The 18,645-nt window shown below is 60.0% G+C and carries 19 protein-coding genes; 12 read left to right on the top strand and 7 right to left on the bottom strand.

The genetic code is table 11. The features are described from left to right. Nucleotides 1-192: 192 nt before the first annotated feature. Both glxR and JMN36_RS10875 read right to left on the bottom strand, forming a co-directional pair. Nucleotides 193-876, bottom strand: coding sequence for a CRP-like cAMP-activated global transcriptional regulator GlxR (glxR, locus tag JMN36_RS04250; RefSeq protein ID WP_012732600.1), 684 nt, complete (start codon nucleotides 874-876; stop codon nucleotides 193-195). Between the two features lie 429 nt (nucleotides 877-1,305). After that, nucleotides 1,306-1,437, bottom strand: coding sequence for a hypothetical protein (locus tag JMN36_RS10875; protein WP_260623998.1), 132 nt, complete (start codon nucleotides 1,435-1,437; stop codon nucleotides 1,306-1,308). Between the two features lie 50 nt (nucleotides 1,438-1,487). Here JMN36_RS10875 and nth point away from each other — a divergent pair, with 50 nt between their 5' ends. The 4 genes from nth to JMN36_RS04230 all read left to right on the top strand — a co-directional run bounded on the left by nth (nucleotide 1,488) and on the right by JMN36_RS04230 (nucleotide 5,089). Continuing rightward, nucleotides 1,488-2,225 carry an endonuclease III gene (nth, locus tag JMN36_RS04245; protein ID WP_041628938.1) on the top strand — a complete coding sequence of 246 codons (738 nt, stop codon included), beginning with the start codon at nucleotides 1,488-1,490 and terminating at the stop codon, nucleotides 2,223-2,225. Next, on the top strand, nucleotides 2,225-2,968 hold the full coding sequence (locus tag JMN36_RS04240; protein ID WP_012732598.1) for a TlpA family protein disulfide reductase: 744 nt from the start codon (nucleotides 2,225-2,227) through the stop codon (nucleotides 2,966-2,968). The genes nth and JMN36_RS04240 overlap by 1 nt, the downstream gene beginning before the upstream one ends. 98 nt (nucleotides 2,969-3,066) lie before the next feature. Next, nucleotides 3,067-3,876: an NUDIX hydrolase gene (locus JMN36_RS04235; RefSeq protein WP_052292427.1), complete on the top strand. Its 810-nt coding sequence runs from the start codon at nucleotides 3,067-3,069 to the stop codon at nucleotides 3,874-3,876. A 10-nt stretch (nucleotides 3,877-3,886) separates the two neighbouring features. Further along, complete coding sequence (locus JMN36_RS04230; protein WP_221923916.1) at nucleotides 3,887-5,089, top strand: MarP family serine protease; 1,203 nt, start codon at nucleotides 3,887-3,889, stop codon at nucleotides 5,087-5,089. A gap of 1 nt (nucleotide 5,090) precedes the next feature. Here the strand turns inward: JMN36_RS04230 and JMN36_RS04225 are convergent, their stop codons facing one another. Continuing rightward, complete coding sequence (locus tag JMN36_RS04225; RefSeq protein ID WP_221923915.1) at nucleotides 5,091-6,035, bottom strand: alpha/beta fold hydrolase; 945 nt, start codon at nucleotides 6,033-6,035, stop codon at nucleotides 5,091-5,093. Between the two features lie 129 nt (nucleotides 6,036-6,164). Further along, on the bottom strand, nucleotides 6,165-6,689 hold the full coding sequence (locus JMN36_RS04220) for a phage holin family protein (RefSeq protein WP_012732594.1): 525 nt from the start codon (nucleotides 6,687-6,689) through the stop codon (nucleotides 6,165-6,167). Between the two features lie 653 nt (nucleotides 6,690-7,342). On the opposite strand from JMN36_RS04220, the gene ssd reads away from it, so the two are divergent. The 7 genes from ssd (at nucleotide 7,343) to JMN36_RS04185 (ending at nucleotide 12,559) form a co-directional block, all read left to right on the top strand. Further along, nucleotides 7,343-8,497, top strand: coding sequence for a septum site-determining protein Ssd (ssd, locus tag JMN36_RS04215; RefSeq protein ID WP_221923914.1), 1,155 nt, complete (start codon nucleotides 7,343-7,345; stop codon nucleotides 8,495-8,497). Between the two features lie 143 nt (nucleotides 8,498-8,640). Further along, nucleotides 8,641-9,816, top strand: coding sequence for a TadA family conjugal transfer-associated ATPase (locus JMN36_RS04210; protein WP_412728583.1), 1,176 nt, complete (start codon nucleotides 8,641-8,643; stop codon nucleotides 9,814-9,816). Next, entirely contained in the window at nucleotides 9,813-10,463 is a 651-nt protein-coding gene (locus JMN36_RS04205) for a type II secretion system F family protein (RefSeq protein ID WP_221923912.1), read from the top strand. The genes JMN36_RS04210 and JMN36_RS04205 overlap by 4 nt, the downstream gene beginning before the upstream one ends. Then, nucleotides 10,460-10,936: a type II secretion system F family protein gene (locus JMN36_RS04200; protein WP_221923911.1), complete on the top strand. Its 477-nt coding sequence runs from the start codon at nucleotides 10,460-10,462 to the stop codon at nucleotides 10,934-10,936. Before JMN36_RS04205 ends, JMN36_RS04200 begins: the two co-directional genes overlap by 4 nt. Nucleotides 10,937-11,104: 168 nt before the next feature. Next, nucleotides 11,105-11,485: a DUF4244 domain-containing protein gene (locus tag JMN36_RS10685; RefSeq protein ID WP_236881691.1), complete on the top strand. Its 381-nt coding sequence runs from the start codon at nucleotides 11,105-11,107 to the stop codon at nucleotides 11,483-11,485. Then, nucleotides 11,482-11,961, top strand: coding sequence for a TadE family type IV pilus minor pilin (locus tag JMN36_RS04190; RefSeq protein ID WP_221923910.1), 480 nt, complete (start codon nucleotides 11,482-11,484; stop codon nucleotides 11,959-11,961). Before JMN36_RS10685 ends, JMN36_RS04190 begins: the two co-directional genes overlap by 4 nt. A 100-nt stretch (nucleotides 11,962-12,061) precedes the next feature. Further along, nucleotides 12,062-12,559: a pilus assembly protein TadG-related protein gene (locus tag JMN36_RS04185; RefSeq protein ID WP_221923909.1), complete on the top strand. Its 498-nt coding sequence runs from the start codon at nucleotides 12,062-12,064 to the stop codon at nucleotides 12,557-12,559. 91 nt (nucleotides 12,560-12,650) lie between these two features. Here JMN36_RS04185 and JMN36_RS04180 read toward each other — a convergent pair whose 3' ends face one another. The 3 genes from JMN36_RS04180 to JMN36_RS04170 all read right to left on the bottom strand — a co-directional run bounded on the left by JMN36_RS04180 (nucleotide 12,651) and on the right by JMN36_RS04170 (nucleotide 17,967). Continuing rightward, nucleotides 12,651-15,068, bottom strand: a complete 2,418-nt coding sequence (locus JMN36_RS04180) for a DEAD/DEAH box helicase (RefSeq protein WP_221923908.1) — start codon at nucleotides 15,066-15,068, stop codon at nucleotides 12,651-12,653. Between the two features lie 12 nt (nucleotides 15,069-15,080). After that, on the bottom strand, nucleotides 15,081-15,977 hold the full coding sequence (locus JMN36_RS04175) for a cutinase family protein (protein ID WP_221923907.1): 897 nt from the start codon (nucleotides 15,975-15,977) through the stop codon (nucleotides 15,081-15,083). A 187-nt stretch (nucleotides 15,978-16,164) separates the two neighbouring features. Continuing rightward, nucleotides 16,165-17,967 carry an alpha/beta fold hydrolase gene (locus JMN36_RS04170; RefSeq protein WP_221923906.1) on the bottom strand — a complete coding sequence of 601 codons (1,803 nt, stop codon included), beginning with the start codon at nucleotides 17,965-17,967 and terminating at the stop codon, nucleotides 16,165-16,167. 287 nt (nucleotides 17,968-18,254) lie between these two features. On the opposite strand from JMN36_RS04170, the gene JMN36_RS04165 reads away from it, so the two are divergent. Next, a complete protein-coding gene (locus tag JMN36_RS04165) occupies nucleotides 18,255-18,458 on the top strand; it encodes a cold-shock protein (protein ID WP_046203272.1) in 204 nt (67 codons plus the stop codon). Nucleotides 18,459-18,645: the final 187 nt, after the last annotated feature.

Below are 18,645 nucleotides of genomic sequence, written 5' to 3'. Positions count from 1 at the left end.
TATGGGCGAAAAATGGCCGAAAAATAGCCATATCCCCCCGCACTTTTATTTTTGGGCGCATATTCCCCCACACTTTTCGGGTTCCACGCGGGCTCCAGGTGCAGCTTCCCCGCAGTTTTCCGTCTACCGGCTTCGCCGCCGACGTCGTGGCTATCACCCGCCGAACGTCCGTGCGTCGGTGTGGCTACCTAATTACCGCGCGCGACGTGCCAGGCGTTCGCTGTCGCAAATAACGACGGTCTTGCCCTCGAGCCGGATCCAGCCACGGTGAGCAAATTCGGCGAGCGCTTTGTTGACAGTCTCGCGCGATGCACCAACAAGCTGCGCGATTTCCTCTTGAGTGAGGTCGTGGTGAACACGCCAGTTCCCGTTGTCCTGAACACCGAAGCGGTTGGCAAGCTGGAGCAGCGCTTTCGCTACGCGCCCGGGAACGTCAGTAAAAATAAGGTCCGCCAGAGAATTATTGGTACGACGCAGGCGACGCGCGAGCACCCGAAGCAGCTGCTCAGAGATGGCCGGGTGGTCATTAATCCACTGGTGGAGTTTCTCCGAGTTCATCGTGGCGGCGGACACTTCAGTGACACAGATAGCCGACGATGTGCGCGGGTTCGGGTCGAAGATGGACAGCTCGCCGAACATGTCCGAGGGGCCCATGATGGTCAGAAGGTTTTCACGACCATCGGCTGCGTGGCGGGCCAGCTTCACTTTGCCCTCGGTAATGATATAGAGGCGGTCGCCGGGCTCACCCTCGTCGAAAATGGTGGTGCCTCGCGGGAATCGCACCGTCTCAAGATCATGGATGAGGTTCCGGACGGCAACTGGGTCAACGCCTTGGAAAATGCCGGCACGGGAGAGGATCTCGGTGACGTCGCTCAACGTAGTCTCCACTTCTCGCAGTAGGGTCGAGTGCCACGGTGCGCGGCCGTCTGTGTTAGATACTAAATACCGCACCCGTCGCTGTATCGCACCTCACATTACTACGTGGCACGCCAAAAGTGAGAGCTTTGTCCGATTTAGGAATAGCCTCACGCGGGAGTTTTATAGAGAGGAATAATCAATAAAAAGGCGGAAAGTTCGTAAAAAATGCCCAATTTCAGGGATGAATTGACAAAACCGCTGCTTGTGCGGTTGGTCACGTTTTCAGAAGTAAACTCCCGTTGATAACGTATCCTACGTTATCGTAGCTTCCATAGTGGCGAAGAACACACTATTTTTTGTCGACGGAACCAGCGAATTGCGGTAAGAACTCTCCGCTTGACGACGTGACGCGGGCTCGGGCTGCCGGGGCGGGTGCTTCTCTAGTACCTAGTGCGCCTCGACGCCGGGACTCGACGCCTTCTTCCTCCCGGCGTTCTTCGCGAAGAGTTCGTAGCGTTCCATGCCAATGGCGAATCCCATAAGAATGAATGGTGCGAGGAGGGCAAATAAACCGGCCATGTGGTCTACCATACCGACGTTATGTCCGGGGCGCCCGCTATGGTGTTGGCATGGCCACTACCGAGACTCCGCTTGCCAAGGTCCGTCGTGCGCGGAGGATCTCCCGCGCGCTGCACCGCGCGTATCCGGACGCTAAAGCGGAACTCAACTTTGATAATCCATATCAGATGGTCGTCGCCACGATTTTGTCTGCTCAGTGCACGGATCGTCGGGTGAATACGGTGACGCCGGCGTTGTTTCAGCGGTTCCCCGGCCCGGAGGATCTGGACAACGCCAGCGTCGAGGAAGTCGAAGAATACATCCGCTCGACGGGGTTTTACCACAACAAAGCGCGGAATTTGGTTTCGCTGGGACATGAACTCGTCGCTCGTTTCGACGGTGCCGTCCCGGACACGATGGCGGACTTGGTTTCGCTGCCGGGGGTGGGGCGCAAGACGGCGAACACTGTCCTGGGGAATGCGTTCGGAAAGCCGGGGATCACGGTGGACACTCATATGGGCCGCCTGATGCGTCGGTTCGGATTGACGGACGCGAAGGACCCGAAAAAAGTCGAGCAGGACGTCGCCCAGTTAATTGAGAAGAAACGGTGGACACCGTTCTCCCACGAAGTCATTATTCATGGCCGACGTGTGTGCCACTCTCGGAAGGCCGCGTGCGGTGCGTGCTTCTTGGCGAAGGACTGCCGCGGTTTTGGTGTGTGGGGGCCGACGAATCCCGACGAGGCTGAGAAGCTGGTCAAAGGCCCAGAGCGTGACCGTATCCTCGATCTCGCGCTAGGGGGCCACTGATGGGACGACAACAACGCTGGACCATCCTGATCATCGCTGTGCTCACGGGTTTGGTGATCTGCGCGGTTCCTCTCATGCTGCGCTCGACATCCAGCCACAATGATGCACATTCGGGTGCGGCGATATCGGATAATCCCGCTGGTCAGGGCTCTGGTAGCAACGATAGTTCGGAAGGCGCAGATTCCCCCGCCTCCAACCCCACCACCGGCCGACCGGCATGCCCCACTGAGGGCTCCGACACCGCGGCGACCAGCGCGGAAGGCTCGGGGAACTCGGAAGACTCGGGGAGTTCGGAGGGCTCGGACGACGCCAATTCGCCTCTGGGGTCGGTGACACTGCCCTGCTTGGGTAACTCCGCAAGCGAGGCCGGTGCCCAACCATTAAGCCGCAACCTTGCGGGCAAGCCCACCGTCATCAACCTGTGGGCCTTCTGGTGTCAGCCGTGTAAGAAGGAACTTCCGATCGTTGACAAAGTGGCCCAGTCCCATCCGGAGTGGAACGTCGTCGGCGTGCACGCCGATAAAAATGGTGACGCTGGCGTCGGCGTGCTCTCCGACTTACACGTGGACCACTTGGCCAGCTTCCAGGACTCGGGTGGCGACGTTGCCCGGGCGTTGAAGTTGCCGTCGGTTATCCCTATCACGGCGGTTCTCACACCGAATGGAGAAGTGGCCAAGGTGTACCCACAAACATTCACCAGCACCAGCGAATTAGAGTCGGCGGTCACCGCAGCGCTCAGCTAGCGGGCTCGCGGCCGATCGGATAGCCCGGAAACTCCCACCGAGCGCGACCGCCAGGCCGTATCCTGATCAGAGGCGTTGCGAAGTGTAGGAGGTCACACGTGAAAACAGGGTTCCCCATGTCGTTCTCAGAGCCCACTCAGCCGTCGCTGCCCGACGCGGTTCCGCCGTGGCTTCGCGCGATCACGCAGCGCGCCCGCGATGGTGGTATTCGTCGTCAACTCTCTGACTTATCCCGGCGGAGGCCACAGCTTAACGACGCAACCCGCCCGTCCGCAGTGCTTATGCTCCTGGCCGGCGACCCCGCATACGAGCCCACACCCGGCACGCCCTACCCCGAGGACGCCCGGCTGCTCCTGACCCACCGCGCGCCCACGTTGCGGTCGCACTCGGGCCAAATGGCGTTCCCTGGTGGGCGGAAAGACCCCGAGGACGCCACGCCCATCGACACCGCCGTACGAGAAGCGCAGGAGGAGACAGCTGTCCGCCCCGACACGATGTCGCCGCTGGCGGTCCTTCACCCGATCCTCATCCCCCGCACGGGAAACGTCGTCTCGCCGGTGTTGGCGTACTGGAACAACCCCACCCACGTCTACCCCGCCAGCCCCGCCGAAGTGGCCGACGTCGTCGCCATACCTCTGGAACACCTGGCGGACCCGTCGACACGAATAACCGTCGGCAGGCAAGGGTGGACCGGACCCGCCTTCTGGATAGGAGACCTTCTACTTTGGGGTTTTACCGGCGGGTTAGTGGATGGGCTTCTCCGCGAAGCGGGTTGGGAGAAACCATGGAACGCTTCACCTGTGTACGATCTTGCAGAGACGCTTGCTCGGTCGGCGAACAATGAACCGGTGACTCGGTGGCGGAGAAACACCCTCCACCAACCTGATAACCCCAACCACAAGAACTGAGAGACACTGAATGAGCGGATCCACCATTGTGGACATCGTCATTGTGCTCATCGCACTATCGGCGATGCATTCCGGATGGAGACAAGGCGGCTTATCCTCCATCGCCGCCGTCATAGGCGTTCTCATCGGCGGCATGGTCGGCATGTGGGCTGCCCCGTACGCGATGGCCCAGACCGACGACAACAACACCCGATTCCTCTTCGCCCTAGGCATCGCGGTTCTCGCCGTCATCATTGGGTACGCCATAGGGTCCTCCATCGGCATCGCTCTGCGCAACATGATCCGCACCCGTGCGGTGTATAAGGCCGATGCAGCCGTTGGTGCTGTTGTTCAAGTCTTTACTGCGATCGTCGTCGTGTGGATGATCGCCGTGCCCGTGGTCTCAGTGTCCACGGGCGACTTCTCCAAAGCCCTCCGCAACTCGAAGGTGTTGGGGGCGGTGGACTCCCTGGCCCCGCAGCAGGTGAACAACTGGGGCAGCCGGGTTGGCATGTTCCTCAACCAGAACGGCATGCCGACGCTGACCGATCCGTTCGGTGAACTGCCGAATAAGGATGTTCCCGCGCCGGCGGATTCCGTTTTGTCCACTCAGCGTTTGAACGAGATTCGGCCCTCGGTTGTTCAGGTCTTATCGACGGCACAGCAGTGCCGAAAGATGCTGGAAGGCAGCGGTTTTGTGATCGCCCCCGACACTGTGGTGACCAACGCCCACGTCGTTGCCGGATCCAATGAGGTCAAGCTGCGGACAGTTAACGGTGAGGATGTTGCCACTGTCACGTATTTCAACCCCGACAAGGACATCGCGGTGCTGCACGCCGTGGACCTGGGCTTAAGCCCGCTGGAGTTGGATGATGTGCCCGCGACGACGGGGTCCGATGCGGCAGTGCTCGGGTACCCCTTGGGCGGGCCGTTCGATGTGGAAAACGCGCGCGTCCGTGACCGCTTGACCATTGACGGGCCGAATATTTATTCTACCGACCGCGTCCAGCGCGAGGCCTATACGCTGCGCGGATTGGTCCGCGAGGGTAACTCCGGTGGGCCCGTTGTCGATGGCGACGGTGAAGTCCTCGGGCTTATCTTCGGTGCCGGGGTGGACGACCAAGACACCGGATACGCGCTGACCAACCACGAGATCATGGAATCGCTGGGATCGGTGGAGAACGTCCAGAACTTGCGGTCCGCGGTGGACACGAAGTCGTGCGTGGCTAAGTAGGCTACGCTTCCTCCACGGCCGCCACAGCATCGCGTACCGCGTGGGGCGCCTCCATGTGGACATAATGCCCCGCGCTGGGAACGACGGTGACGTGGTCGGCGTCGGCAATAGTCTCGCGAGCCGTCTTCGACGCCGTGATCAAAGGGTCCTCGGCACCGTGGAGGACGCGCACAGCCGGGGGTGTCGAGCACTCAAGTTCATTCCAGCCGGACCAATCGGCCAGCACGGTTTGCGCTGTTCCGCGGGGCATTGTCGCCACCGCGGCCTTTCGGTGGCGCAGGCACGCGTAATAGGCGACGCGCTCAACGCCCATGGCGAAGCGTCGAATCGCAAGATATTCGTCGAAACTGTCGGAGTACCGGAACGCGGAGCCAGCTAGATGGGCGACGATCTGCTCAAGGAACAAGCTGTGATCGGCTTTCAGCCAGCGTTCACCCAGCCGCGGGAAACGAGTGGCCATGCCGACCTTGATCCGGTCGCGGTGCCGGATCGGGTGGCGGGTAACGACGTCGACGTTTTGGCGCGGATGCGAGGGATTGAGGGCCACGACGCGCTTAATGCGCTGCGGCTCGGTCAGGCCAGCGATCACTGCTGCGGGCACGCTCTCTCCGTGGGCCACCACAGTTGCCGACGTATGCCCCAGCGCGAGCACGAGTCCGGCGATGTCTAGCGCCGTTGTGCCCAGGTCGTAGCCGTGAGGGGGTTTGTCGGAGAGGCCGTAGCCGCGGAGATCTATGGCGACGGCGTGGTGATCCTCCGCGAGCAAGGGGAGGACGGATTGCCAGTCGAACCATCCGCCGGCGAAACCGTGAACCAGCAGCACTAAGGGGGCGTCGGGGCTCCCGCTGTCCGCGCAGTGAATGCGAACTCCCCGGCTGTGGTACAGGTGATGGGTCCACGGGCCATAGAGTTCAATGGCGGAGGGGTTCGTCGGGCGTTGAGGCACACACCAGGTTTACCAAATCATGAGGTTCGACGGTAGACGGAACCAAAAAACCGACGATGCAGCGGGGCATCGTCGGTGGTGTGGTGTCGACGTGGCTGAACCCACGTCGGTGCTGAGTGTTTCTAGCGTTTAGCTGTAGAGACCTTCAGCAGTTTCGACGTTCTTCGAGCTCGCGGTCTTGGATGAACCGCTAGGGACGACCTCGGGGATTTTGCCGAAGGAATCGATGGTCGCTTCTGGCTTCTTCACCTGCTTGACTTGCTTGAGCCCGATGAGCGCGAAAATGCCTGCGAGTAGGAGCATTCCGGCGAAGACGATGGCGAATGCTGCCCAGCGGTAGAGCCAGATGTCAAGCACTTCTGCCAGGGTGAAGAAGAGGAAGAACGCGCTGAAGAAAGCGATAATGCCGGCCACGGCGAACATCGCTCCACCAATGGCGCCCTTCTTCACCGACTGGGTGAGCTCCGCTTTGGCGAGCTCAATCTCGGTGCGAACGAGGGTAGTGATCTGGCCGGACGCGTCCTTGACCAGGCGATTAATGCTGCCTTGACCTGCTGCGTGAGTATCCGCATCGCGGAGAGGGATGCTACCTACCTCGGGGAAAACCGAGTTTGAGCTATCGGTGTACAAGCCATTTTTGTTCGTGGAGCTCACGGGCATCCTCCTGCGCATTAAAACATGGGGAAATCAAAACTTTCTCACCTAATTGTGCCATGCGCTAGGGAAAATAGCGATTGAGGCCGTATTAAGAAATCCTGGACAGAAAAGTTTGTACATTGTTGGGCTTGTTAAGAGATTTAATAGCTCTAACGGGGGTGGATTACGGCAATAGTGACTGAGGAAACGGGCATTGTTTAATTCGACGGCTGTGGGGACGAATTTCCAGACAGGGGTGGCCATTGTTTTCTTCATGTCCGGGTGGAGGGTAAACGGGGGCATTGTCAGTGGTGAGCGCGATTTTCCGCATCAGAGCGGGGGTATTTAGAAAAGGTGTTGCATTCTGCGCCTTTGATGTGCCAAAATTGTTGGCGCAGGCCCCCCTCCCTTGAAGGGTGAGGAGCGTGGCCCGCCCCGGCCATCCCCCCGAGCCGGGTAAGACGGCCCGCATCGATCCCCCCCTGATGCGGGCCGTCGCTCTATATCTGTAGGCGGTTGCTCGGCATCCCTAAAGGCCACTGTTCCAAGTTGAACCGGTGCTCTGTTGTGTGCGCCTGAAACCTGTGGATAACTTTTTTTATCCACAATGAGGCCGATGTGCCGCCACTTTTTCGGCACGATCTGCCGCCGGTTTTTGCCACGATGGCGCCATGTCCTCGAAAGAAATTGTGTCCCTGGTGGCGGACCCCCACTTGTTATCAGAAGTCGAACAATGTGCGGCTGTTCTGGGATTTTCGCTTATCGACGGTCTGATGGATGCAGCGTTGGCGTCCCGGTGGCGCAGTGCCGACGCCGTGGTGGCCGATTGCGGGGGCCTGGACGAGGTGTCGTCATTATCGCTCCCTCCCCGGCGCGGCATGTTCGTGGTGTGCGCGGGCACTCCGCCTTGGGAGCGCGGGGTCCAGGTGGGTGCCGAGGACGTCATGGTGTTGCCTGCACGGTCGGGCGACTTGGTGGAAGCATTGTCGACGCGATGCTCCCGAGGTGCTGTATCGGGCGGTTGCATAGCGGTCGTTTCTGCTGTCGGTGGCGCAGGTGGGAGCACTGTTGCGGCCGGTCTGGCGTTGTCATGGGCTCGATCAGGGCGTGGGTCTGTGGTGGTGGACGCGAATTGTGTGTCCGGCGCGGACGATGTCCTCCTCGGCGTGGAAAGTGAGCCGGGCATGAGGTGGGGTGACGTGAGCGTGCGAGGGTGGGAAAACGGTGGGGTTGACGGGCGTGCGGTGGCGGCGAATATCCCCGCGACCCCAGAGGGCGTGGGTGTGTTGTCGGTGGGGCGCGGTACTCCGACGGCCGTGGAGTGGAATCAGCGAGGGGCATTGGTGCAGCGGGTGGCCGGTTCGCTCGCTCGTGAGGGCTTATCGGTGGTGGTTGATGTGTCGGGGGCGATGTGGTGGGAGGCATCGGGCTTCACTGGCTGCGATTGCGTTTTTGTAGTCGTTCCTGCGACATTGCGTGGTTTAGGCGGTGCGGTGCGGTGGTCGAGGGCGGCGCGTCAGGGCGGTGCGGACCCGGTGGCTGTGGTGAAGCATGAGGCGGTCTCGTCGGTTGGGGCCAAAGACGTTGAATCCGTGACGTCGATGCCGGTGGTGGCTGAGTTCACGTCCGAGAAAAAGATCGCGAAGGAAATCGAGGAATCGGGCCTTCGGCTGTGTGGGCGGTCGAGTTTCGCGCGCATGGTGTCCGGGTTACGTGAGATCGCGGACGGCTACATAAAGAACAGCATGCCATCGTTGCCGGTCGACGAGTGCGCCATGAGCAGTGCTCAGAGCCGTGCCGCGAGCATGGGGGAGCTAGCAGCATGAGCAGGGTTCGGAGTTTTGTGCAGGCGTGTCATTCGGGCACTGATAATTCGACCGCCCATACCGACGACGCTTCGGCGCCGGCAGTAACCCAGGCGCAGGCAGGGGGCCCGGCGCAAGCGGGGGCAGTGAGCGACCGAATCCGCATGAGGCTTGCGCAGGGCAATGGCGATACGTCCACGTCGGCAATTGCCGCAGCGGTACGGGCGGAATATCCCGGCATCGGGATGTCGGGCGTCGTGCAAGAAGTTCGTCGGATTCGTGAAGAGATCCACGGTGCCGGACCCGTGGAGCCGCTGCTGGATCTGCCGGATGTGACTGACGTGCTGGTCAATGGGGCTTCGGAAGTGTGGGTTGATGGCCCAGCCGGTTTGTGTCGGGTGGATTCTCCCTTCCGCGACGACGACCACGTGCGGGCGACAGCCGTTCGGTTAGCTGCTGCATGTGGGCATCGCTTGGATGACGCGTCGCCATATGCGGACGGTTTTTATCGACGCGACTCTGCCGGCGGGAGTGTTCGTGTTCACGCTGTGCTACCGCCTGTCGTCGAGTACCCGTGTTTGTCGTTGCGCGTGCTGGGGACGGCGTCGACCAGCCTTGATGATCTTGTTCGCAGTGGCAGCGTGCCGCCCGAAATGGCTGACGAGTTGCGCTCGTTGGTGCGCAGCCGTCAGGCGTTTGTGGTGTCCGGTGGGACGGGCGCGGGCAAGACGACGCTGCTGTCCGCCCTGCTTGCGGAGGTGTCGCCGGACGAGCGGATCGTATGCGTGGAGGACACTCGTGAGCTGCACCCCCGGCACCCGCATGTTGTCGCGTTGACGACGACTCCGCCCAATGTGGAAGGGCAGGGGGAGATCACGTTGCGCGACGTGGTGAAGCAGACGCTGCGGATGAGGCCGGATCGGATCGTGGTGGGTGAAATCCGTGGTGCCGAGATTCAGGAACTTTTCGCGGCTTTAAACACTGGTCACGACGGGGGTTGCGGAACTATTCACGCGAACGGGCCGGAGGAAATCCCGGCGCGGTGCGAGGCGCTGGGTGCGATGGCGGGGATGTCTCCGGAGTCGGTGAAAACGCAATTCCGCGCCGCGATTCGGGTTGTTGTCCACGTTGAGCGGGCCTCGTCGCGTCGTCTCGCGAGTGTGGGAGTGGTTCCGCCAGTAGGGATGAATTCGTCCTTAACCGACGGGAAGGGGAACGACGAACAACCGCTGTATCCAGGCATTTCATCGTCTGGAGTGGTGATGGTGTGGGCGGCGGATGGTGGCCGCACCGATGCATGGCCATTGTGGGAGCGCGTTGTGCGAGGTGGTGCGCGATGATCCCGGTGGGTGTCCCGCTGTCGTGTGTGATCGCGGTGGTGGAGGGCCAGCGAGCCCGCAGCGATAAGCAGGTTCGCATTAACCAACGCCAAGTAATAGCTCAGTGGGCGCAGGCCAGCAGCATGATCGCGAGTGAGCTCCTGGCCGGTGCAAGCCCCTTGGTAGCGGTTCGTCACGTTGCCGACGAAATGGACGGCGCGGACGACATGGAAGGCCAGGTCGCTCGCCAGCTTCGCACGATGGTGAACCATTGTGCCTGGTTGGGCGCTCCTTGTGCTCCGTTGAGCACGTGGTCCTGCGAGCCGGATCAGGTGGGGCGCCAGGCGATCGCCCGAGCGTGGCTGGTGTCGCACCGCACTGGCGTGCCTTTGGCGGAGGTCATGCAGGCCACGGCCGCAGATCTCCAGGCGAAGCTCCATCACCAGGAGCGGACCGAGGCCTCGTTGGCGGGCCCTCGAGCGTCGACTCGCGTGCTGATGTTTCTGCCCCTCGTTGGAGTGGCGATGGGTCAGTCCATGGGTGCAGGCTCCATTCAGTTTTTATTGACGACGCAGCTCGGCGGCCTGTTGCTCCTGGTGGGGGTTGTTTTGGAGGTCATAGGGCTGGAGTGGTCTCGCGCGCTCATGGCGAAGGCGGTGGCGGTATGACTGCGGTGAAGAAGAACGTCGGGAGTGCGGGGCGTGCGGGGGCCATGTTGAATGCGGCCGCTGATTTGGACCTGGTGAAAGCGTGTTTGTCGTGTGGCCTTCCGGTAGGCGCAGCGGTGGGGGCGGTTGCCGATAGTGGCGGGTCCCAATTTGTTGACGTCTGGAAGGGCACGGCGAACCGGTTGGCGATGGGGGTGGATTCCGACATCGCGTGGGCATTGTGCGCCGAGAATGAGGTGCTCGGCGATTTTGTTCGGCGTGCGCGTCGGAGTGCCCGCTCGGGTGCCCGGTTAGCAGCCGATATCGGTGCGTTGTCGATGCATATGCGGCATCGGGCGACGGACCAGGCGGTGGCGGAGGCCGAGAAAGCCAGCGTGTATGTGGCGTTGCCGTTGAGTTTCTGTTTCCTTCCGGCCTTTATAGCGGTGGGGCTAGTTCCTATCGCTATCGGATTGCTATCGGGGTTGTCATGACGACGGGGAGTTTCATGATTCAGAGGCCGATGGGTGGTCGTGGACCACCGCAGTATTCCGCTTGCTGGTTCTCCTCGGTTTTATCTCTCCATATTTATTGACCTGGCGTTTTAGGTCTCACTGTTGGGGTGCGGCCTGGAATTCGCCATCTTTTCGAAAGGACTCATTATGACTTGTGCAGTAACTACCCACGCAGTATCCACCAACCAGATTGCTGAACTACCGGCAGATACAGAATCGCCACACGCTGAGCAGCACACACCAGAGGCCACTGCCCTTCAACTCTCTTCGCGATCCGTCGATTCTCCTTCGGATGACATCTCTATCTCGGATATCGCGGACGAGCCCGAGTCCTCGCCCATGAGGTGGTGGGACCGGGCCCGCGCGGCGCTGTTCAACGAGCGCGGTATGGCCACCTTGGAATACGCCTTGGTATGTGTAGCTGCGGCCGCATTTGCCGGGCTGCTCTACGTCATCGTCTCAGGCGGCGAGGTAGAAAATGCCCTCAAAGGAATCATCGAAGCTGCTCTGAACAGCAAAAAGAAGTGAACCGGGCATCAATAAGCTCGCGGTTGACCGACGACATCATGCCGGTCTCCTCCGGCCCGTGCATCGTGGAGAACAACGAGCCCGATTCTGACGCTCCTCAACCCACCGCCACGGCGTCGTGGTGGGCGAGGGGAAGCGTCACTATCGAAGCCGCGTGCGCGATCTCCATGGTGCTAGTCGTCGTGGGAATGGTCATTGTGGGGGTTATGGCGGTGGCGAATCAGGTGGTCGCAACGGAGGCGTCGGCCAACGCGGCGCGCGCGATCGCACGAGGAGAAAACCGCTCTGAAGTCGAGAAACACCTGGCTAGCGCAGTGAAAAACTCGACCATGACGGTGACGACAACTCCCGGCGCGGGAGGTCAGCCCGGCTTCGTGAAAGTAACGGTGACAGTGAAGAACCCGCTGAAAGATGCGGAGTCGACGTCGGTGGCCGTGAACGAAGAGAGCATCGGAAGTTCAAGCGACGCTGATTGATCCGGTTAAGTCCAACTGATTGCGATACGTGCGCGCTAGATACGTGGGTACGAATGACTAGTGCCGTAACAACAGACACAATATGGAGGGGGAACGCACCGTGGGCACACGTGAATTCTGGTGCCGGGGGTCGATGACCGTTGTGGGAGCGATGGTGTGCACAGTGGTCATTGGTGTTTTCGGAACGCTGGTCGCCGTTGGGGCTAAGGTAGTCGACTCCAGAAAAGCGGATAGAGCAGCGGATTTGTCTGCACTCGCAGCGGCGTACGCACTACAAGAAACCATTGCCGACGGTGACCACGCCATTGCCTCCACGGTGCCTATAAACGCCGGGTCGGAAGACGCGGCACCGAGTCCCGGCCCGGATAACGTGACACCCGAGTTCTCGACGGCGAGCACAACGTCAACGCCGTCCGCGGTTGCTGCAACGTCAGAGTCCTCTGGGGCCTGTGCATTGGCCAAGCAGGTCGCCGCAGAAAATGACGCCTCGCTGCGTTCATGCACGCTTGAGGTGGAAGACGTCATCGTGTCTGTCGAGGTATCGGGAGCGCACTCACTATTCACGGCCAGCGCGAGTGCCCGCGCCGGGCCAGCATGAACAGGATGTCCGTAGAAGCAGGGACGCGGTAAGGCGCATACTCACCGGCTTCCGCTCATCGGCTCTCGCTCACACGCTCACCCCCACCGCCTCACTTACCCAGCGATTCCAATCCTCGGAGCACCCGCACAGAGCCGGCTTTATCCAAAGGCTCATTCCCATTCCCACATTTGGGCGACTGAACGCAGGAAGGACACCCATTTTCACACTCGCAATGGGCGACAGCCTCCGCTGTTGCTGTAATCCACTCGTGGAAGCGTCGGTAACCGCACTCGGCGAAACCCGCCCCGCCCGGGTACCCGTCGTACACGAACACCGTCGGCAAGCCAGTGTCTTGGTGCAGCGCAGTGGACACGCCGCCGATGTCCCACCGGTCACACGTCGCGATCAAAGGCAACATTCCGATGGCAGCGTGCTCAGCGGCATGCAACGAGCCCGGCCAGTCCCGCTCCTCCACACCCCACTGGCGAAGGGTGGAGGGCTCCACCGTGTACGCAACGGCCGTCGTCGTCAATGTTTGTTCAGGAAGATCAAGAGATACGACATCGAGGACCTCGCCACTAGGCATCCGCCGCATGTAGTCAACAACCTGGTGAGTGACCTCAACCTCCACAAAGGCCAACCACACGCCATCGCCCAACTCGTGGGAAGAAAGAGTAGAAAGAACGCGAATGTCGGTGTTTTCCCGAGCCCAGGTTGTCCACGCAGGAGCCTCGCGGTGAACCAGGGCCAGGCCATCGTCCACACTGAGGTCATCCACGACATAACTATCGCCCTGGTGCAGATAGACAGCGCCGGTGTGCGTCTGACTCATGGCCCGGCCCTGATCGATCACGCCCACCAGCCGGCCGGTATCGCCCTCCACAATGGCGACATCACCACCATCGTCGCCGCGGATACTCACCACCGAATGCGCGTTAACCGGGGAAATATTGGGAGGAAGAAGAGCACCCAAGCCAGCTGCCTCAGCCCCACGGGCCGAAGCATCATCCGGCGCGCTCAACGCCTCAATCGGCCTCTCCACCGCAAACCAACCACGCCGTCGCCGGCGCAACAGGCCAGCGTCGCGCAAATACTCAGCACTCGACCACGCACCCCACTGGTCGATTTCCTCATCGGTCAGCGGACGTTCCACCGCCGCGCAGTACAAATGAGGCACCATCACATACGGATTGTGCGGGTTAAACACCGTTTGCTCCACCGGCGACCCCAACAACACCTCGGGGTGATGAACAAGATACGTATCCATCGGCTCATCGCGGGCAATCAGCGTGACCAGCGACCCCTGCCCCCGACGCCCAGCACGGCCCGCCTGCTGCCAAAACGACGCAATCGTCCCCGGATAACCGCAGGCCACAACACAATCCAAGCCACCGATGTCTACCCCGAGCTCCAACGCGTTAGTCGTCGCAACACCCAGCAGCTTGCCATTATCCAAATCATGCTCAAGCTTCCGGCGGTCCTCCGCAAGATAACCAGCACGATAAGCTGCAATCCTCGCAGCATCCTCGGGGCGACCCAATCGTCCAAGGGCCTCCGACGCCCGGGCAGCTACCGTCTCAGCCGACCGACGCGACCTCACAAACGTCAAGGTCCGAGCACCTTGCGCAACAAGATTCGCCATCACATCCGCAGCCTCTTGCGTCGCGGGCTTGCGCACAGGCGCCCCATGCTCGCCCTCCACGTCGGGAAGGAAACTCGGCTCCCACAACACCACCGCCCGCTCCCCAGCGGGAGAAGCGTCGTCAGTGACCTCCACGAACCCCTCAGCATCATGACCACACAACCGAGACGCATGAACCGCAGGACGCGATGCCGTCGCACTAGCCATCACAAAGACCGGAGAGGCACCATACGCCCTGGCCAGGCGATCAAGACGTCGCAAAACAAGAGAAACATGGGCGCCAAACATCCCGCGATACGCGTGACACTCATCCACAACGATGTACCGCAAGTTGCGCAACAAACGCCCCCACCGCGCATGCGCCCCCAGCACCGACAGCTGCACCATGTCCGGATTAGTGAAAACCCACTGCACACTATCCCGAATAGCGCGCCGGGCCTCGGGCGGAGTATCGCCGTCGTACCCACCGATACTGACACCGCGGAGGGAACCAACCTCACGTGTCATCCCCGCCACATGAACCAATTGGTCATTCGCGAGCGCCTTCGTCGGGGTGAGATACAGGGCGGTCGCGTTCTTTTCCCCAGCAAGAGTGGCCAAAATCGGCATCTGGTAACCGAGGGACTTTCCCGACGAGGTGCCCGTGGCCACCACCGTGTCATGCCCCTCCCACAGAGCATTGGCGACGCGCACCTGGTGGGCCCACGGCCGGGAAATGCTGTGGTCAGCGAGGTGGTCGCGGAAATCCCGGGGTAGCCACGACGGCCAATCCCCGTGCCGCCCTTTGCGCGCCGGGAGAGTCTCGGTATGCAGGATTTCGGATCGGGGGAATGTTGCGCGGATGCTCTCCAGGAGCTCCTCGCCGAAACTGTTAGGGTGTGCCACCACTTCTATGTGCTACGCCTCGTGCTGTTTGATAAAGCTAATGGCAGGAATCAGGTTCTGCGGGAGATAGTAGTTGTAGCTGTGGACCGATCCGCCTTCCCTGCGGCTGGGTGCCTGGGCAATAAGGTTGGTAATCGTAGGGGGATCAAGTTTAGAAACAATCGCGGGAATATCTATCTGCCCTGTGAGCAGGGCGACGTCAGCCGCTTGGTCGCCGAGAACGTGGTGGAGTAATTCAGGTGCCGATGCGGACGTATCGCACGCAAAGTCCTTGGCGTCACAGATCTCCATGACCTTGCTTGATTGGTCACCATAATCAAGTGGCTTGAAAAGAGGTTTGTCGTCTAGCGGAGCGGTTCCGATATTAGTAACCCCATTAGTTTGCCGAACGGGGTTACCTTGCATGACTGAGGATCCCAGCTGACCTTTGCTAATGGGGCCGTTCCCTTCCGCAATGGAATTGACGAGGTGAGCAGCAACATCGGCTCCCTCAGAATATCCGTAGAAATGGAAGCGCGTCTGCGGGCATTGGGAGTCGATTTTTTTAATAAGTTTCTTCGCCTGCGATATGCCACTATCACGAGTTTCCCGATAAGTCTTGAGATTGGTAGTTAAGACGGAATCGTAGGGCAGCGTATAGACCTTGTTATTGGCATTTGATAGCCCGAAATACTGCGGAATATCGGTGTAGTGAGGGAGCTCTGCCGGGTACAGGCTGGAGTTTGTCCCCATCGGCGCCATGTAGATAGTTGCATTCGCGGGGCATGAACTCGACAGTGAGGTCGGCCGGGTGGGCTGAGCAGCTGCAGTGGCTGAAGATGCGGAAATGACAGCCAAACCTGCGATGGTTACTGATGTGGCCGATGCTGCAATCCGCCGGAGTGAGGGGAGCAAGGGAATGCCTTTCACTAGCACGACAATCGTCGTTGAACTGCGATAAAGATAATGTGCGCTACACCGATGCGCGCATGACATCAACGCACGCTACACCGATGTGCGAGCTACATCTTAGCGCTACGAATCAACCACATTGTTCCATGGGGTCGCGACGTGGCAGCCTTGCTGGAAAACCGTGCGGTCTCAAGTCTTTCGGCCGTTAGTCTCTGAAATACTCGGATACGACATTCGCCGCATCAGCCGCGTTACCGGCAAGAACACCGTGGCTGTAGCCCGTGAACATGTGCAAACTGCCACCCATGGCGTCACGCATCTCGGGAGCGCCATGAGGTGTCACCGCCGTGTCCTTGTCATAGCCCAGGCTGAGTGGCTTGACCGCCAATTTATCCCCGTTGACCTTCATGATTGGTTTGTTATTTGGCCACCCGTCGCACTGTTGGCCGCTGGCGATCATCTGGTCCACGGCGACAAATTGATCCCCACCGGTGTACTGATTAATTAGCGCAGGAATATATTCGTTCCGGGCTGGAGGGTTGGCATTTTCATTACACATGATGGTTTGGTTCACCAACCCCATTTGGATCGACTGCATAAAGAGGTTCTTTAGCGTCTCATCCTCAGCATCGCTTTCATCCGCATCAGGGTTATCTGCTTCCTCTGCGTTCTGCTTAGCCATTTCCTCCAACCTGGCAAGCTCAGGCATGTGCTCCTTTTCCTTCTCTACCAAGATTTCATCGAGTGGCCTAACGGGATCCGTGGAGGCACTTTCTGCGATTGCGGCCGCGGTATCTGGCCACGATTGCTGGGAATACAGAGCTTCAGTCAGCGGAGAGAGTGCTTGCTGAGCGCCGAATCGTTTCAGAAGGTCAAAAGATTCGGTGAAGGTGTGTGATCTCCAGTAGGCATAGTCGACGGCGCTGAGTAGCTTGACGGCATTATCGGCGTAGTCATCGGGAACGGCGCTCACGTCGTCGCGATTGGCGGGTGGGGGTGTCAGTGGGGGGGTCGCGTTATATGTTGCTTTGATTACCCGGGTGAAAGATTGGTACACCTCGCGAGGTGTCTTTCCTAAGTGATATTTATCGTCATTGTGAGCAATCCAATCGAAGAAAGCGTTGATCGCTTCTTTCCGGATGCTTATTCGGCTCCCACCGAGCCCGAACCACGCGTCATTAGGCGACATGCTGGAATCAAGCACCATTTTGTTGGTGTGCTCGGGGAACAATGTGGCGTAAGTCGCCATGAGAAGGCCCCCGTAGGACACCCCGTAGAGATTGAGCTTGTCCTCACCCAGGGCTTTCCGCGCTTCCTCCAGGTCGCGCGCCGTGTTTTCGGTGGTGATGGTATCGACGTACCCGGGCTGCGTACGCTGGCACGCCCGGTACAGATTGCCCCCGCCGGGAACGAGTGACTCGAGCAAGCCTTCGTCACATTCGAGTGGTGTACCAAAGGTCAGCCCTCGGGGTTCGACGGCGACCAGGTCATAGTGCTCGAGGACGTCGGTAGGCATCTGAATATGCCCAGCGCTCTTGTTTTGTGGCGCCTTGTCAGTGAACATCGCGAGCGCGTCAAGCCCGGGCCCACCGATATTCCCTGCTATAGTCCCCTTTTTGCTTCCTTTGGCCGAGATTTTGCTCATGGTGAGCTCGATGGTTCCGACGTTAGGGTTGTTGTAATCCTTGGGGACGGTGATGGTGGCGCATTGTGCGCGTTCGACTGTCATGCTGCCCGGCGGGCACGGGCCCCACTCCGCCTTGTGAGCCGCAGGATTCTCCTGGGGCTTCGTTGTATCCGACGACGTGGTCGGCGGGGTTGCTGAATCCTGCGGTGTGGGGTGTGGGTAGGGGCCGGCCTGTGCGAGGCCGGATGCGGAGAGGGTGAGCGCCGCAGCGATGATAGTGGTGGTGATTGTTCTTGACGGGGTGGTGCCGGGAATACCAGGTTTGCGGTGCGGGGACTGACGGCGGTTGAAGCGGGCGAGCGGGTTGTGGTGTGTTGTCATGGGGGAGCTTTCGGGTGGATGGGGAGAGGTCCAGGCCATTTACTCAGCATGGCTACATTAAGTGTCTTTGAGTATAGTGAAAATGATGATCAATGGGGAGGATATGTGAGAATGTACGTGATCAGTGAACCGTACAACCCCACCTTGACCTGCACATTTCGTTGGAAATGATGACCGCCGGTAGTCAGACGTAGCCGCATTGACATAGATCGAGTACGCTTGGTCTTCGACGATAATCGTTGAGTTTGGTTGTCGTTTTGCTGCACGATAGAAATTGGGTACAAGGTATGGCACAGGGAACTGTGAAGTGGTTCAACGCGGAGAAGGGCTTCGGCTTCATCGCTCCGGAAGACGGCTCGCAGGACGTCTTCGTCCACTACACGGAGATCCAGGGAAGCGGCTTCCGCACCCTGGAGGAGAACCAGAAGGTCGAGTTCGAGATTGGTGAAGGTGCTAAGGGGCCTCAGGCTCAGCAGGTTCGCGCTCTCTAAGAACTCACAAGTAAGTCCTCACCGGATCACCGCCATTACGGATGGCGTGCGATGTCGACTATAAAAATGAGCCCTTCCGCCGGTTGTGATCGGTGGAAGGGCTTTTTTCACCCCCTTTACGTGGTTTGCATATGTAATTTTGCGTTTGTCTACGGTGCATGGTCTAAGGTGGCACGGAAACACCCAG

This window comes from Corynebacterium pseudokroppenstedtii (assembly GCF_019754945.1).
Classification (GTDB): Bacteria; Actinomycetota; Actinomycetes; order Mycobacteriales; family Mycobacteriaceae; genus Corynebacterium; species Corynebacterium pseudokroppenstedtii.
Note: the sequence above shows the minus strand (reverse complement) of the source record. Positions and strands in the feature narration are given on the sequence as shown.

Excerpts from the sequence above, each read along its gene's own strand:
- nth (WP_041628938.1), top strand. The coding sequence starts at position 1,488 with ATGGCCACTACCGAGACTCCGCTTGCCAAGGTCCGTCGTGCGCGGAGG.
- ssd (WP_221923914.1), top strand. The coding sequence starts at position 7,343 with ATGTCCTCGAAAGAAATTGTGTCCCTGGTGGCGGACCCCCACTTGTTA.
- JMN36_RS04170 (WP_221923906.1), bottom strand. The coding sequence starts at position 17,967 with ATGACAACACACCACAACCCGCTCGCCCGCTTCAACCGCCGTCAGTCC.
- JMN36_RS04240 (WP_012732598.1), top strand. The coding sequence starts at position 2,225 with ATGGGACGACAACAACGCTGGACCATCCTGATCATCGCTGTGCTCACG.
- JMN36_RS04230 (WP_221923916.1), top strand. The coding sequence starts at position 3,887 with ATGAGCGGATCCACCATTGTGGACATCGTCATTGTGCTCATCGCACTA.
- JMN36_RS04205 (WP_221923912.1), top strand. The coding sequence starts at position 9,813 with ATGATCCCGGTGGGTGTCCCGCTGTCGTGTGTGATCGCGGTGGTGGAG.
- JMN36_RS04165 (WP_046203272.1), top strand. The coding sequence starts at position 18,255 with ATGGCACAGGGAACTGTGAAGTGGTTCAACGCGGAGAAGGGCTTCGGC.
- JMN36_RS04210 (WP_412728583.1), top strand. The coding sequence starts at position 8,641 with ATGAGGCTTGCGCAGGGCAATGGCGATACGTCCACGTCGGCAATTGCC.
- JMN36_RS10685 (WP_236881691.1), top strand. The coding sequence starts at position 11,105 with ATGACTTGTGCAGTAACTACCCACGCAGTATCCACCAACCAGATTGCT.
- JMN36_RS10875 (WP_260623998.1), bottom strand. The coding sequence starts at position 1,437 with ATGGCCGGTTTATTTGCCCTCCTCGCACCATTCATTCTTATGGGATTC.
- JMN36_RS04200 (WP_221923911.1), top strand. The coding sequence starts at position 10,460 with ATGACTGCGGTGAAGAAGAACGTCGGGAGTGCGGGGCGTGCGGGGGCC.